The 15691-nt window shown below is 66.5% G+C and carries 13 protein-coding genes and 1 tRNA gene; 8 read left to right on the plus strand and 6 right to left on the minus strand.

Annotation, left to right across the window (positions count from 1 at the left end; translation table 11 throughout):
* The first annotated feature begins 104 nt into the window (after positions 1-104).
* The 6 genes from IP92_RS11855 (at position 105) to IP92_RS11880 (ending at position 6959) form a co-directional block, all read left to right on the plus strand.
* Positions 105-752, plus strand: a complete 648-nt coding sequence (locus IP92_RS11855) for a hypothetical protein (RefSeq protein WP_229418738.1) — start codon at positions 105-107, stop codon at positions 750-752.
* A 102-nt stretch (positions 753-854) separates the two neighbouring features.
* Complete coding sequence (locus IP92_RS11860; RefSeq protein ID WP_145874995.1) at positions 855-1697, plus strand: BON domain-containing protein; 843 nt, start codon at positions 855-857, stop codon at positions 1695-1697.
* Between the two features lie 407 nt (positions 1698-2104).
* Entirely contained in the window at positions 2105-4249 is a 2145-nt protein-coding gene (locus IP92_RS11865; protein ID WP_199271929.1) for a metallophosphoesterase family protein, read from the plus strand.
* Between the two features lie 56 nt (positions 4250-4305).
* Positions 4306-5178, plus strand: coding sequence for a PhzF family phenazine biosynthesis protein (locus IP92_RS11870; RefSeq protein ID WP_145874997.1), 873 nt, complete (start codon positions 4306-4308; stop codon positions 5176-5178).
* Positions 5175-6002, plus strand: a complete 828-nt coding sequence (locus IP92_RS11875) for an AraC family transcriptional regulator (protein ID WP_145874999.1) — start codon at positions 5175-5177, stop codon at positions 6000-6002. Before IP92_RS11870 ends, IP92_RS11875 begins: the two co-directional genes overlap by 4 nt.
* Positions 6003-6053: 51 nt before the next feature.
* Positions 6054-6959 carry a DMT family transporter gene (locus IP92_RS11880; protein ID WP_145875002.1) on the plus strand — a complete coding sequence of 302 codons (906 nt, stop codon included), beginning with the start codon at positions 6054-6056 and terminating at the stop codon, positions 6957-6959.
* Here the strand turns inward: IP92_RS11880 and IP92_RS11885 are convergent.
* A complete protein-coding gene (locus IP92_RS11885; protein WP_145875004.1) occupies positions 6925-7254 on the minus strand; it encodes a DMT family transporter in 330 nt (109 codons plus the stop codon). The genes IP92_RS11880 and IP92_RS11885 overlap by 35 nt on opposite strands.
* Before the next feature lie 97 nt (positions 7255-7351).
* Positions 7352-7888 carry a hypothetical protein gene (locus IP92_RS11890; protein ID WP_145875007.1) on the minus strand — a complete coding sequence of 179 codons (537 nt, stop codon included), beginning with the start codon at positions 7886-7888 and terminating at the stop codon, positions 7352-7354.
* 230 nt (positions 7889-8118) lie between these two features.
* Between IP92_RS11890 and IP92_RS11895 the strand changes: the two genes are divergently transcribed.
* Positions 8119-9258, plus strand: a complete 1140-nt coding sequence (locus tag IP92_RS11895) for an L-dopachrome tautomerase-related protein (RefSeq protein WP_229418739.1) — start codon at positions 8119-8121, stop codon at positions 9256-9258.
* Here IP92_RS11895 and IP92_RS11900 read toward each other — a convergent pair whose 3' ends face one another.
* Positions 9259-11349 carry a TonB-dependent siderophore receptor gene (locus IP92_RS11900; protein WP_145875009.1) on the minus strand — a complete coding sequence of 697 codons (2091 nt, stop codon included), beginning with the start codon at positions 11347-11349 and terminating at the stop codon, positions 9259-9261.
* Between the two features lie 147 nt (positions 11350-11496).
* Positions 11497-12213 (minus strand): PEP-CTERM sorting domain-containing protein, encoded by a 717-nt coding sequence (locus IP92_RS11905; protein ID WP_145875011.1) that lies wholly within the window; start codon positions 12211-12213, stop codon positions 11497-11499.
* 330 nt (positions 12214-12543) lie between these two features.
* Here IP92_RS11905 and IP92_RS11910 point away from each other — a divergent pair, with 330 nt between their 5' ends.
* The gene (locus IP92_RS11910) at positions 12544-13668 is read left to right on the plus strand and encodes an acyltransferase family protein (protein ID WP_145875013.1); all 1125 of its coding nucleotides are present in this window, start codon (positions 12544-12546) and stop codon (positions 13666-13668) included.
* 82 nt (positions 13669-13750) lie between these two features.
* Here the strand turns inward: IP92_RS11910 and IP92_RS11915 are convergent.
* Together IP92_RS11915 and tfpB are read right to left on the minus strand one after the other, a co-directional pair.
* Positions 13751-13826, minus strand: a tRNA-Lys gene (locus tag IP92_RS11915).
* A gap of 88 nt (positions 13827-13914) precedes the next feature.
* Positions 13915-15684 carry a type IV pilus assembly ATPase TfpB gene (tfpB, locus tag IP92_RS11920; protein ID WP_145875015.1) on the minus strand — a complete coding sequence of 590 codons (1770 nt, stop codon included), beginning with the start codon at positions 15682-15684 and terminating at the stop codon, positions 13915-13917.
* Between the last annotated feature and the right edge of the window lie 7 nt (positions 15685-15691).

Below are 15691 nucleotides of genomic sequence, written 5' to 3' on the forward strand. Positions count from 1 at the left end.
ACAAATTGCCGAACGGCATGTATAGTGATTCTTCCGCCAAGGAGCTCCTCATGCCGAAGTTTTTCCCCACCCTGTTGATGTCTTTTGCAACCTGCGCAGCCGCGATGAACGCTTCCGCCGCCCAGCTCACGCCGACCGAAACGCGCTGGCTGAACGCGGCCACGCCCGTGCTGAACTACGCGAAAACGCTGAGCCTGCCGATCGACATCATCGTGCAGCCGCAGGCCGGCCCGAACGACGTGCCGTTCGCGATGGGCTTCGCCGACGGCCGCTGCAAGCTGGTGCTGTCGATGCGCGGCAACGCGAATGCGGAGACGATCCTGGCGGACGTGCCGGACGAACGGCGCGACGTGCTGATCGAGGCAATGACAGCGCACGAAGTGGGGCATTGCTGGCGCTATGCGCAGGGCAACTGGCATGCGCTGCCGGCCGGCTTCACGGAAGTGGGCGAGGAGTTTTCGGACAATCCGGAATTGCTGGCACTGTCGAAGCAGATGCGCGAGACGCGCCGCGAGGAAGGGTATTCGGACCTCGTCGCGCTGGCGTGGACGCAGCACTACCATCCCGACCAGTACGGCCACGTGTACGGCTGGCTGCGCAAGGTGCGCGACGACCAGCCTGTCAGCCATGGCTCGCACGACACGCGCACCTGGCTGAACCTGGCCACGCGGGGCGACGTGTTCGGCCGCGCCGCTTCGCCGTTCGACCAGGCCGCCACATTGTGGAGCGCGGGCCTGCTCGTGCATGAGTAACGTTTAAACAACGAAGTCCCCGACTGTGTACGGTCGCGCACAGAACATCCGCGCCCGGCAGCGTTTAATCGGTGGTGCCAACCATCCTTAAGGGGACTTACCATGAAAAAAACAGCATTCCTCACGCTGGCCTTGGTCAGCGCATTCGCAGCAGCACAGAGTACCGACAACAACGCGTACAAGGCAGCGCACGAGAAGGCGGAAGCGAACTACAAGGCCGCCAAGAAGCAATGCGACTCCATGAAGGGCAATGCCAAGGATGTATGCCAGGAGGAGGCCAAAGTCGCCCGCGCACAGGCGGACCGCGATGCGGTGGCGCAGTACAAGAATACCGGTAACGAACTGAACCGTGCCGAGCGCAAGCTGGCCGACGCGAAGTACGACCTGGCCAAGGAGAAGTGCGACGACCTGTCGGGCGACGCGAAGGATTCCTGCCAGGCCCAGGCCCGCTCGATGAAGGCCAACGCGATGGCATCGACGACGGCCGACGGCCGCACCGGCGTGCTGGTCGATAACGCCAACCGCGGCACCGTTGCCGCCGGCGCCGCCGACATGCGCGACCGCACGGCAGCCGCCGCCGACCGCGCCGGTGACCGCACTGCCGCCGCGGCCGACCGCCTCGGCGACAAGACCGCCGCCGCCACCGCGAACGCACGCGACAAGGCATCCGACATGGCACAGTCGGCGAAGGAAAAGACCTCCGACGCCACCGGCAGCGCCAAGGTCGCGATGTCCGACACGATGATCACGGCGAAGGTCAAGGCTGACATGGCCGCCGACAAGACCGTGAAAGCCACCGACGTGCACGTCGAGACGCAGCAAGGCGTCGTGATGCTGAGCGGCTTCGTGCCGTCGAAAGCGGAAGCCGACCGCGCCGTCGAATTGGCGAAAGGCGTGCAAGGCGTGACCGACGTGAAAAGCTCGATCCAGGTGAAGAGCAAGTAACGTCCGCCCGCCACGGCACCAAACCCGCCTCGTGCGGGTTTTTTTTGGTCGCTTTACAACAGGGGACTGTCCCTCGATTTTGGAAACATTTCCTGAATCGAGGGACAGTCCCTCAATTTTGGAAACATCCGCGATACCGCCCGTGCCAAGGGCTACGAGCGTGTATCCGACGATCGCAAGCACGTGTAGAGCCTGGCTCGGCCGGTCGTTTTCGGTTGTTTTACAACAGGGGACTGTCCCTCGATTTTGGAAATATTTCCTGGATCGAGGGACAGTCCCCAAATTTTGGAAATGTTTCCCAAAATCGGGGTCTGACCCCGAATCTGGGAAATGTGCTGTAGACGATGTCATCATCCCGTCAAATTGCCGTGTGAACATGCCGCCTTTCTTTCGAGCTGGAGTGTTGCATGCAATTTCGACCGTACGGCGCCTTGCTGGCGCTGGCCTTGCTGGCTGCCTGCGGCAGCGATAACGACGACCCGCTGCCGCCGCAGACCGTGCCGGAAACACCTGCGGCGATGCCTGCCGTGGCGTTCATGACGGACGTCCACTTCGAGAACGTCTACGGCGACTTCAAGAGCAGCCAGTTCGCCGGCATTCCGACCAAGGACGGCAAGAACGCGACGATCCGCACGATGTACGCGCAGCTCACGTCGACGCGCCTCTTCAACGAGAACTACTTCGCGTTCCGCGCCGCGCTCGACGACGCCTACGCGAAGGGCATCCGCTACGTGGCGCTGCCGGGCGATTACTCGGACGACGCGCAGCCGATCAACGTCAACGGCATCGCCGCGATCCTGCAGGAGTACCAGGCCAAGGGCATGCGCTTCTTCATGGCGCCGGGTAACCACGATCCGAACGAGCCGTACGACGACCTGGAAGCGGGCAAGAACGACTTCCTGACGAAGGACGGCAAGGAACAGAAGGTCTACGCGACGGGCAACGCGGCCTGCAAGAACAAGGACGCCAGCGTCGTCTGCACCGACGAACTGATGGAGCAGGGCTACGAGAAGCTGCTGACCAAGCTGGCCGACCACGGCTTCATGCCGAACAAGGCCGACGTGTACTGGGAGACCCCGTTCAGCAAATACGCCGGCCAGTACAACGTCGATGACGCCACCAAGCAAGCGGCTCTGGCGAACCGCCAGTACGAGATCTGCGCGGAAGGCGAGGGCGGCGCGTACAAGGCGGCCGGCGAAGCGAAGCTGGGCAAGGCGTACACGAAGTGCACGTCGGTGATCGATTCGAGCTACCTCGTCGAACCCGTGAAAGGCCTGTGGCTGCTGGCGATCGACGCCAATGTGTTCGTGCCGAACGCGAACTTCGACGCGGCCAATCCGAAGAACTTCAAGGGCTTCGACGGCGCGGGCAACGCGGGCTGGAACAAGGTACTGACGCACAAGAAGCACGTGATCGACTGGATCAAGTCCGTCAACGAACGCGCCAAGGCGCAGGGCAAGCAGCTGATCGCGTTCTCGCACTACCCGACGATGGACTTCTACGCGAACCAGACCAACGCGATGAAGGCCGTGTTCAAGCCGGGCGCGTTCCAGACCGCACGCGTGCCGGAAACGGCAACGACGGCTGCCGTCGCGGCAACCGGACTGCCGATCCACGTGGGCGGCCACATGCACTTCAACGGCACCAACGATTACACGGACGCCGCCGGCAATTTCCTCGTCAACGTGCAGTCGCCGTCGCTCGCGGTGTACGGCGCGTCGTACAAGATCGTCACGTACAAGGACAAGGACACGATCGACGTGCAGACCGTCGCACTGAACAGCGTACCGCGCTATAACGAACTGTTCCCTTACTACCAGACGGAGTACGACTACCTGCAAGGCAGCACCGCCAGCGCGGACGTCGCCAAGCGCTGGAACCGCGCCGTGCTCGATACGAAGTCGTATGGCGAGTTCACGCGCTACTACTTCGGCGAGCTGTCGCGCCTGCGCTTCATGGACGAGTACTGGCCGTGCGAGATGAAGGAAGCGGCGATGAACCTGGATGCGCGCCAGATGCTGATCCTGTCGCAGCTGCAGACGAAGGTCACGCTGGCCCAGCTGAAGGACGTGCCGGACGTGCTGCCGCTCACCGCGACCTGCGCGGCGAAGGGCACGGCGGGCACGGACACCGTCGCCGCCACGCAGCTGGCTGCCGACTGGCAGGAAGCCACCGCAAAGGCCGAGAAGCTCGCCAGTGCCGCCGGCCTGAGCCTGGCGTCGTTCGCGAAGATCACGCCGTACGAGTTCTATGGTGACTTCCACCGCACCGTGTATGCGGGCGAGCTGGCGTTGCGCGACATGGGCGCGGAGCGCGTCAGCCAGTACAAGGTGTTGATGGGTGCCTTCCCCGTATCGCCCGCGGCGATCGCGCTGTCCGGCACCCAGCTGTCCGACCAGAACCCCGTGCACGTGGCGTTCCAGAACCAGTTCAAGCAGGTGTTCGCGATCTTCAAGGGCCTCGGCTCCGCGAAGCCTTCCGAGCACTTCACGATCGACCTGAAGGGCAAGAAGGTCACGAACGCGAACAGCGCGGCACTCAGCTTCAACTGACGGCCGCTGCATCGATCCCAGCCGCGTTCTATACTGACGCGGCAAAGGAGGATGCGATGAGCGACGACGTGTTGAATGAGGTGAAGCGGGTGGCGGCATTCTGCGCCGCCGAAGCGGCCGGCGGCAATCCCGCCGGCGTGTGGATCGGTGCGGCCCTGCCGGCCGAAGCGGTGATGCAGGCCATGGCCGCCGACGTAGGCTATTCGGAGACGGTCTTCGCCGCACCAAGCGGCACCGGCTGGCGCGTGCGCTACTTCTCGCCCGAGTCCGAGGTGCCGTTCTGCGGCCACGCGACGATCGCGCTGGGCGCCGTGCTGGCGCTTGAACGAGGTCCTGCCACCTATGCCCTGCAAACCAACCACGCCCAGGTGACGGTAACCGGCACCGTTGAAGCCGGCCGCCTTGCCGCCAGCCTCGTCTCCCCGCCCGCATCGGGCACGGCGGCACCGCCGGCACTCGTCGACGAGGCGCTGGCGCTGTTCGGCTACACCCGCGCCGACCTCGATCAACGCATCCCGCCCGCGCTGGCCAACGGCGGCGCCGGCCATCTGATCCTGGCCCTGAACTCCCGCCAGGCGCTGGCCGCGATGCGCTACGACCTGGACGCCGGCCGCACGCTGATGCGGCGCGAAGGCTGGGCAACGATCGCGCTGGTGCATGCCGAATCGCCGCAGCGCTTCCATGCCCGTAATCCTTTTGCCTCCGGTGGCGTGTACGAAGACCCGGCCACCGGTGCCGCCGCCGCGGCGCTGGCGGGCTACCTGCGGGATATCGGCTACATGCGCGACCGGCCGTTTGATGCCATCGACATCGTGCAGGGCGAGGACATGGGTATACCTTGCCATCTGCACGCGCAGGCGCTGCCGGGGCAGGGCAGCCCCGTGCGGGTGTCGGGCACGGCCCGGCTGATCGCGCCAGGCGCCGGATGACCCGTGCCGTGCGCGGCGCCGGCTTCACGATCCGCGCGGCCAGCTGGGCGGGCGTGACCGCCGTCGACGCCTGCTCGGACAAGGCCTTTCCCCGTCACAGCCATGCCGAATACGGTATCGGCGTGATCCTGCGCGGCGCGCAGCGTTCGGCCAGTGCGCGCGGCAACGTCGATGCCTGCGCCGGAGACGTCATCATGGTCAACCCCGGCGAAGTGCACGACGGCGCGCCGCTGGGCACGCAGGACCGGGCCTGGTCGATGCTCTATCTTCCCGCCGCGGTGATCGCGCAAGCGGTCGCGGACCTGGGCGGCACTGCGCGTGGCGAGCTGGCCCCTGTCGTGCGCGACGACCGCGCGGCCGTCCTGTTCAAACGCCTGCACCGGGCGGCGCTGTGCGACCGCACCGCGTTGTTGGCCTGGGAGGAGGCCCTGCTGGCGCTGTTGTCGCAAGTGTCGGACGGTCTGTCGCCGGCCCAGGGCCGAGTGACGCCTGGCGTACAGCGCGCGCGGCAGATGCTGGACGACGACCCCGCCGGTGCGTGGTCGCTGGCCGACCTGGCGGCAGCCTGCGGCATCGACCGGTTCCAGCTCGTGCGCGCCTTTGCGCGCGCGACGGGATTGACGCCGCACGCCTACCTGATGCAGCGGCGCGTGGACATGGCGTGCGCGTTGCTGGGACGTGGAATGCCGCTGGCCGACGCCGCGCTGGCGAGCGGCTTTGCCGACCAGAGTCACATGACCCGCGTCTTCACGGCCAGGTACGGCATCACGCCCGGTCAGTACCGGCAAGCGGTTGCCGGGCGCGCAATTTCATTCAAGACCTAGCGGGACCGGCGCATCACACTGCCTCCTCGTCGTCACTCGCAAGGAACCCACATGTCACGCACAACACTCGGCTACCTGTACCTCGCCCTGTCGATGATCACCGTCGGCAGCGCCGTCGTCGCCAGCAAGATCGTCGCGGCTTCGCTGCCGCCATTCACCGCCACCGCGCTGCGCTATGCGCTGGCACTGCCGTGCTTCCTGCTGCTGATGCGCTGGCGCGGCGTGTCCTGGCCGGCGCTGCCGCGGCGCGACTGGCTGTTGCTTGTCCTGCAGGCTGGCGCCGGGGCGATCGGCTATACGGCGCTGCTGATGGCGGGCTTGCGCCTCGCGTCGGCCGGCGATGCGGCAATCATCGTCGGCATGCTGCCGCTCGTGGCGGCGCTGTTCGCCGTGCTGGCGCTGGGCGAACGGCCCGGGGCGAAGCTGTGGCTCGCGCTGACCGCCGCGGCGGCCGGTGTGGCGCTGGCCACGGTGGAAGGCGGCGCCGATGCCGGCTCGTGGCTCGGCAATGCGCTGGTGCTGGGCGCCGTCGTCTGCGAAAGCCTGTTCATCCTGCTGAACCGGAAGATGACGACGCCCGTGTCGCCATTGGCGCTGTCCGTGCTGATGACGGTCATCGGCTTTGCGTTGTCGGCGGTGGCCGCGCTGTTCGAGGCGCCATGGCAGCTGGCCTACGAGCGCCGGGCCATGCAGGCCGTGGCGTACTACGCGCTGGTGCCCACGGTGGCCGGTTACCTGCTGTGGTATGCGGGCGCGCAACGGGTGCCCGCTTCCGAAGCGTCGCTGATGACGGCCGTGGCGCCGGTCGCGGCGCTGGCATTGGCTGCGCTGGTGCTGGGCGAACCCGTCACGGCCAGCCAGGTCGCCGGTGCCGCCTGCGTGCTGGGTGCGGTGCTGGCGTTCGGCCTGGCGGGCCGCCGGCTCAATGCCCGGTCGTCTTCGAGAACAGCTGCATGACGAGGACGCCGGCAACGATCAGGCCGATGCCGATCAGCGCCGGCGCGTCCAGCCGCTGGCGGTACAGGAACCAGCCGGCCAGCGTGATCAGCACGATGCCGGCGCCGGACCAGATCGCGTACACGACGCCCATCGGGATCGTGCGCAGCGTCTGCGCCAGCATGTAGAACGCCACGCCGTAGCCGGCCACCACGAGTGCGGACGGCAGCGGGCGCGTGAAGCCCTCGGACGCTTTCAGCGCGGTCGTTGCGATCACTTCGGCCACGATGGCGATCGCCAGGAATAACCAATTCATTACTGCTCCTTTATCGAGGCGCGCACTGTAACAGATGGCACGCCCTGCCTGCAGCGACCGCGGGGACTCGACGGCGACCGTCGGATCGGCCGCCCGATCAGGCGCGCTTGCGCTCCCACGGCAATGGCCGCTCGAAGCTGTGGCCGCACAGGTGCAGCGGATCGCCCGTGTAGGGATATTCCATCAGGCCGTCGTGCGCCTGGTGCAGGATGCCGAGCGTGCGGGTGGTGGCGCTGCCGTCGGCGATGCTTTCGAATTCCGCTATCCATTGTCGCAGGTCGCGCAGGAACTCGCCTTCCTCGTCCTGCATCTGCACCAGCTCCATCGGATTCATCAGGTAGTTCGCATACGCGTTCTCGTCGATGAACGTGCGCCAGTGATCGACGATTGGCGCCGCCTGCGGACCAAGGAATGCCTTCAGCGCGGCGGCGCGCCGGTCGATGTTCGCCAGTGCCTTGTCGCGCGACGTGAGCATGATCGGCACGTGGCTGTACATGCGCAGGTCGTCCGGCTCGAATAGGCTGAACCACAGCAGCGGCAGCGCGTAGCTGCGGTCGATCAGCGGGTGCAGGTTCACGTCGTCATCCTCGAAGAAGTTTTCGTTCAGTCCTACCAGGTAAGCGCGGTTGGCCATGCGGGGCTCCTGCTGGCTGCCGGCCAGTGCGGGCACGAGGCAAGAAGGGAATTGTTGTTGGTGCAATTTTGTACTCATTTTGACGGGGTAACAAGATGCGCAACTTGCGGCGTGCAGGCACCGGCGCGCGATTCGCTACTTTGCAGCAATACGGCCCTCGTATGGCATCATCGCCCGGCACAACTGTCCCGTCCTCGTTCCCTAACGCGTTGCGAAGAAAGGAAATCCCGATGCCATCCCGCCTGCCGTTTGCACGTCATGCCACATCGTTCGCCCTGATGGCCGCCCTGGCCGGCCATGCCGGTGCGCAGGTCGCGCCCGTGGAGCGCGGCTTCACCTTGGAGAAGGTGGCCGACTTCGGCCACCAGGTCACCGGCGTCACCGTGGCCGGCGACGGCCGCGTGTTCGTCAACTTCCCCCGCTGGACGGAGGACTCGCCCATCTCCGTGGCGGAAGTGAAGGACGGTGCCGTGGTGCCGTTCCCGAACGAGGAGTGGAACGCGTGGCGCAACGCCCGCAAGGATGAGCTGTCGCCCGGCGAGCACTGGGTCTGCGTGCAGAGCGTCGTCGCGGACAAGCAGGGCAATGTGTGGGTGCTCGATCCGGCCGCGCCGGCCCAGGCGACCATCGTGCCCGGCGGCCCGAAGCTGGTGCGCGTCAGCCTTGCGTCGAACGCGGTGCTGCAGAACATCCGCTTCGATGAAAGCGTGGCGCTGCAGGGCTCCTACCTGAACGACGTGCGCTTCTCGCCGGACGGCAAATGGGCCTACATCACCGATTCGGGCGTGCGCGGTGCGATCGTGCTCGTCGACCTGGGCACGGGCGAGGCGAAGCGGCTGCTCGACGGCGATCCGTCCACGCAGCCGAAGAAGGGCCTCGTCGTGACGGCGGACGGCAAGCCGCTGCGCCGGCCGGACGGCAAGGGCATCGAGTTCGCCGCCGACGGTATCGCGCTGAGCCCCGACGGCCAGTACCTGTACTGGCAGGCGATCAAGGGCGACACGCTGTACCGCATCGCCACCAGCGTGCTGATCGAAGAGGGCTGGCGCGGCGACGACATCGGCGGCAAGGTCGAGACGGTGGGCCGCAACGGCGTGGCCGACGGCCTGTTGATCGACCGGGCCGGCAAGTACATGTACGTGACATCGCCGGAAGACGATTCCGTCAAGGTGCGCAATCTCGCGCTGCCAGGCAGCGAGCCGCGCGTCGTGCTGCGCGACCCGCGGCTGCGCTGGCCCGATACGTTCAGCCAGGGCCCGGATGGCGTCGTGTACGTGACGACGTCGCGCATCCAGGACTCCGCGTTCTTCAAGCGCGATGCGCCGATCGCGCTGCCGACGTCGCTGTGGCGGCTGCAGCCGAAGCGCTGATCACAGGTCGATCTTCAGGCGCGCGACGACGCTGCGTTCGGGGCCGGGAATCACGTACAGATTGCCCCACGACGCCGTGTAGTACATCCGGTTCGTGAGGTTGTGCACGTCGACGGACAGGCGGGCGCGCTTGCTGACCTGCCACCAGCTGACCAGCTTCACCGTGGTGTAGGCCGGCAGCGTGTACGTGTCGGCCGTGTTGCCCGAGCGGTCGCCCGCGTAGTTGACGCCGCCGCCGATGCCGTAGCGGGTGCCGTTCGGCAGCTCGTCCTCGCGCAGCGCGAACACCCCGGCGCTGACCTTCGGCACATTCGCCACGCGCGTGCCGGCTGCCAGCGTCCTGTCCTTCGTCACGCGCGCATCCATCCACGCGACATTGCCGGTCAGGCGCCAGTGCCGGTCGACCTGGCCGTTGACGTCCGCCTCGAAGCCCGTGCTGCGGATCTCGCCCGCGGCGACCGAGTAGCCCGGCACGTCGCTGGCCGTCAGCACATTGGTCTTCGTGATGTCGTAGATCGCGAGCGTGGCGCCCAGGCGCTGGTCGCGCGTCTGCAGCTTCCAGCCTGCCTCGTAGGAGGTGGAGCGCTGCGGATCGAATGCATTGCCGGCGATGTCAGTGCCATTATTGCCGCGGAAGGATTTGCCGGCCGAGACGTACAGCGAACTCCATGCGTTCGGCAGGTACGTGAGGCCGGCGCGCGGCGACACGGCGCTTTGCTTGCGCGTCGTATAGGTCTTCGCCACGCGGTTGTCCATCGTCTGGCTGTATTCGTCCCAGCGCAGGCCGGCCAGCACCTTCCACTGGTCGTTCAGGCTGAGCTGGTCCTGCGCGAACACGGCCTTCACGCGCTGTCGCTCGTCCGAGCTGGTGGTGAGGGTGGTCAGTGCCGGCGCCGGCTTGCCGTACACGGGCGTGTAGATGTCAATCGGGTAGTTTGCCGAGCGCAGGATTTCCATATTCATCCACAGGCGCGATGCTTCCGCGCCCAGCAGCACCGTGTGCGCCACGCCGCCCGCCGTGAACTTGCCTTCCAGCTCGCCCTGCAGCGCCACGTCGCGCGACGGCAGCTGGCGCCAAGTGGCCTGGCGGTTCAGCGTGCGGTTGTCCGCCGCCAGCGACGTCGCCTCCGTGTAGTTGCCGTCGAACGTGCTTTGCTTGTAGCTGGCGCCGGCGCGGGCGCGCCACGTGTCCGTCAACGTATGTTCGAGCGTGAGCTGATGGGTGTCGCTGTCCAGGCTCATCTTGCCGTCGGCCGGTTCGTTCAATACCCGGTCGCGCGGCAGCAGGTCCAATGCGCCGCGCACGTTGACGAGGCCGCGGTCCAGCGGCGTCTTCACGCGCAGGAATTCCGATTCCCAGTTCAGCACCGTGCGCTCGTCGATGACCCAGGTGAGGGCCGGCGCGACGAGCTCGCGGTGGTTGTCCAGCGGCGCGGCGCGGCGGTTGCCTTCCTCCGCCATCACGTTCAGCCGGTACGCGACGTTGCGCGCGAGGGCGCCGGTGCTGTCCAGTGTGGCGCGGCGCAGCCCGCTGCTGCCGGCGCTGACTTCCACCACGTCGTGCCGGGCGAACTTCGGCTTCTTCGTGACGATGTTGATCGTGCCGCCCGGCTCGCTGCTGCCGTACACGGCGCCGGCCGGTCCCTTCAGGAACTCGAAGCGCTCGACGGTGGCCGTGCCGCGCGTCGGGTTGTAGCCGCGCGCGCCGGGGAAGCCGTTGACGAGGAAACCCATGTCCGTGCTGGAGAAGCCCCGGATCGCGTAGTTGTCCCAGGTGCCGCCGAAGTCGTTCAGGCGGGCGATGCCGCTGACGAAATCGACGGTATCGGCCATCCGCGTCGCGCCCAGGTCGTCGAGCTGCTGCTGCGTGATCACGCGCACCGATTGCGGCACTTCGAGGATCGGCGTATCCGTGCGGGTCGCGCCCCGCGCCTGCTGCGGATTGTAGGCTTCGGTGGCGCGTTCGGACACGACGGTCACTTGCGGCATCGCCGCCGCGGCGTCAGGCGTCGTCTCCGCGGCCGTCGCGGTGGCGGAAAACAGGTACAGCGTGGCGAGCGCGGCAGGGGAGGGGGACTTGCGGGAGGACATGGTGCCTTTCGAGACAAAAGGCAACACTATAAATGAGAATCATTTTCATTTGCAAGCGGCCCGGCTGGCGGTGGACGATAAAGCCAGCCTGGCGGCTGGCTTGCTGGCACAATTGTGCGCTGCCGGCTTACTTGTGCTTACTTGCGCTTACTTGTGCTTACTGCGGCGCAGCCGCCAGCCCAGGCCGGCCAGGCCCAGCGTCATCAGTGCCACCTGCGACGGTTCCGGCACGGCACTGACGCCCGCATAGACACCGGTGGAATAGCCGAGTTCACCGTCCAGCCCATCCGCACCGCTTGAGAACGTCACCGACAGGCCGCGCGAGGCGGTATTGCCGGTGGCGCTGATGACGAAGTCCTCGATCTGCAGCGGTTCTTCCGAACCGTCGTAGTAGGTGGCGAAGACGGCGGCGTGGCTCGTGCCCGTGCGGTCCATATCGATGCCGCCGGTCGCGGTGCCGTCCGCATACAGGATCACTTTCGTGTTCGCCGTCAGCGTGAACGAGTAGCCGACGCCGATGGTGCCGAACACCTCGCCCTTGTTGCCGCCGAACGTGGCCGATGCGTCGGCGCTGCCGTTGTGCAGCGTGGCGGTGGCGCTGCCGGCCGCCACCGAGGCCGTCACCGTGCCGTCGTCGTCGAGGTAGTTCAGCGGGTCGGGCATCGTGTTGATATCCGGATAGTAGCCGGCCATCAGTACCTTGCCGCCGTCGTCGAGCATCAGCGACGCGGTGACGCCGTCATTCAGGTCGAGATCGATCACTTCAAAATGGAAATTGCCAATGTGCGAGGTGGCGGTGACGTCGGCGAAGGCGGTCAACGGCAGCGCCAGCGCGACGGCGGCGGCGAATGCGGTCAGTTTCATCTGGAGGCTCCACAGTGTTAGAAGAGAACACTATGCTAGTCGAAATGGTTATCTTATTTTTAAGCCTTTTATAAGGTGATTTGTCGTGAAAGTTTCACTGTAACTGGCGCGTTGCGCTGGGGCCGCTATCTGTACGAAGAGCCAACACGAACGCCGTCGAGTACGACGGCCCGGCTGATCGCGGTCAATGCCGACGGATGCCTTTTGTTTTTCTCGCCAGAAAGATGACAGCTATGCATGCGCCGCTGTCCGGCTAACTCGGCTATCCTTGCGTCCTTTACAAAATTATCACGGGCTGAACGGTCCTGATGAGCAGTGCAAAGGAAGCGGATGACAGTGCCAACGGATGGGGTGAAGCCGGAATTTGGATTGATTAATTTATTGAAGGCCGGGGCGGCGCAGCTGATCGTGTTGCACCACCTGGCGTTCTACGGGCCGATGGCGGACCACGTGCGGCTCGTGCTGCCGGACCTGATCGACTGGCTGGGCGACCCCGCCCGGATCGCCGTGCAGGTGTTCCTCGTCATCGGCGGCTTCCTGGCAGCGAAGTCACTGTCCCCCACGGGCCGCCCTGGCCTGGCCAACCCGCGCGGCGCGATCTGGCGCCGCTACGTGAAGCTGGCACCGCCGTTCATCGCGGCGACGCTGCTGGCGGCCGTCGCTTCGGCCCTGGCTGCCGAATGGATGACGCACGACTCGATCTCCGCGCCGGCCACGCTGGCGCAGCTGTGCGCCCACGCCGTGCTGCTGCATGGGGTGCTGGGTTACGAATCGCTGTCGGCCGGCGCGTGGTACGTCGCGATCGACTTCCAGCTGTACGGCGCGCTGGCGCTGCTGCTGTGGCTGGGCGGCCGCATCGCCGGCCCGCATCCGCATTCGCATCCGCTGCCGTGGCTGATGCCGGCGCTCGTCGCGGGCGGCATCACGTTCTCGCTGCTGTACTTCAACCTCGACGGCGACTGGGACGTCTGGGCGCCGTACTTCTTCGGCAGCTACGGGCTCGGTGTGATGGCATGGTGGGCGGGCGACCGCGCCCGCAAGCCCGGCGCCGTGGTGCTGCTGGCGGTGCTGGCCGTGGTGCCGGTGCTGGCGGCGCTCGTGCTGGAATTTCGCAGCCGCATCGCGCTGGCGCTGGCCGTGGCCTGCGTGCTGTTCCTGTGCGGCCGCATCCGCACGGGCGCGGCCTGGTCGTTTGTCAACCGGATGGGCCGGATCTCGTACGCGGTATTCCTCGTGCACTTCCCCGTGTGCCTCGTCGTCAACGCAGCCTTCACCCGCTTCGTGCCGCTGGAGCCGGCATGGCAGGGGCTGGGCATGCTGTGCGCATGGGGCGCGAGCCTGGCGGCCGGTGCCGCGTTCTTCCGCTGGGTGGAGGTGCCGCTGGGGCGGGCGTTCAATGGCCGGGGTGGTGTGGGGCGGGGCGCGGCGGCCCGTCCGATCTACGTGAAAGCGTGAATGGCAGAGCGCCGCCCGTGTCCGGGTGGCGCCGCCAAAACAAAAAAGCCAACCGCGAACGGTTGGCTTTCCTGTTTCATTCTGGTAGGCCGTGCGGGGCTCGAACCTGCGACCAACGGATTAAAAGTCCGCTGCTCTACCAACTGAGCTAACGACCCGAAAGAGGCCGCATTATATACGAGCTTTTGGCGCTTTGCCAAGCCCCGTGACGAGCTTTTGGCGCTTTGCCAAGCCCCGCGCGCGAGGTCACGACAGCGATGCCGTCGCGCGCAGCACTTCGTCGACCGACGTGGCGCCCTCGAGCATCTTGTAGGCGCCCGCGATGCGCAGCGGCTTCATGCCGTCCGCGACGGCTTGCCGGCGCAGCGCCGAGATGTCCGTTTCCTCCTGCACCAGCGCGCTGAACGCCGGCGTCACCGTCAGCAGTTCGTAGATGCCGGTGCGGCCGCGGTAGCCCGTCTGGCGGCATTCCGGGCAGCCGACGGGGCGGTAGACCTGCTCCGGCTTCGGCAGGTCCCAGGCGCCGCCGATGCCTTGCCAGATGTCGTCCGGCAGCTCGCCGTCCGGCGCCTTGCACTCGGGGCACAGCGTGCGCACCAGGCGCTGCGCCATGATGCCGATGATCGTCGCTTCCAGCAGGTAGTACGGCACGCCCAGTTCCAGCAGCCGCATCACGGCGGACGGCGCGTCGTTCGTGTGCAGCGTCGACAGCACCAGGTGGCCCGTCAGCGCCGCCTGGATCGCCATCTCCGCCGTCGCCAGGTCGCGGATTTCGCCGACCATGATGATGTCCGGGTCCTGCCGCATCAGCGCCCGCACGCCGTCCGCGAACGACAGGTCGATGCCCGGCTGTACCTGCATCTGGTTGAACGACGGCTCCACCATCTCGATCGGGTCTTCCACCGTGCACACGTTCACCTCGGAGGTGGCGAGCGCCTTCAGGGTCGTGTACAGCGTCGTCGTCTTGCCCGAGCCGGTGGGGCCCGTGACGAGGATGATGCCGTGCGGGCGTTTCGTGAGCGCGTCCCAGCGCGCCGCGTCGTCTTCCGGGAAGCCCAGTTCCGGCAGCGTCTTCACGACGACGTCCGGGTCGAAGATCCGCATCACGAGCTTTTCGCCGAACGCGGTGGGCAGCGTCGACAGGCGCAGCTCGATCTCCTGGCCGCCGGCCGTGCGCGTCTTGATGCGGCCGTCCTGCGGGCGGCGCTTCTCGATCACGTCCATGCGACCCAGCAGCTTGATGCGCGCCGTCATCGCGATCATCACGACGGCCGGCACCTGGTACACCTGGTGCAGCACGCCGTCGATGCGGAAGCGGATCGTGCCGATGTCGCGCTTCGGTTCCAGGTGGATGTCCGAGGCGCGCTGCTCGAACGCGTACTGCCACAGCCAGTCGACGATGTTGATCACGTGCTGGTCGTTGGCGTCGACCTGCCGGTTGCTCTTGCCCATCTCGACGAGCTGCTCGAAGTTGTTGCGCAGCGCGAGGTCCTGGCCCGTCGCCTTGTTCGCATCCTTGATCGACTTGGCCAGCGAGAAGAACTGCGACGTGTACTGCGCGATGTCGAGCGGGTTGGCGATCACGCGGCGGACCTGCCGGCGCGAGATCTTCGCGATCTCCGCCTCCCATTCGAGCGCGAACGGATCGGCGGTGGCCACCGTCAGCGTGTCGGCCGTGATTTCGACGGGCAGGATGTTGAAGCGCGTCGCATAGCTGGCCGACATCACGTCGGCCACGCGCGTGAAGTCCACCTTCAGCGGATCGATGCGGTAGAGGGGCAGGTGGGCGCGGCGCGCCAGCCATTCCGTCAGCAGGTCCAGGGTCAGCTGCTTGTGGGGCGGCTGCGCCGACACGATCTTGCAATGGGCCACCGCGCACAGCGGATGCATCGACCCCGCGGTGTTGCGCAGGATGCCTTGCGCCTGCGTGTACAGGCGTTTTACATCGGGTTTTGCCACCATGCCGTCGGCCAGCAGCCACGTGAAGATCTGTTGCAGGTCGAGCGTCTTGGCCATGGTCGGT

The sequence above is a fragment of the Pseudoduganella flava genome (genome assembly GCF_007830495.1).
GTDB lineage: Bacteria > Pseudomonadota > Gammaproteobacteria > Burkholderiales > Burkholderiaceae_D > Rugamonas > Rugamonas flava.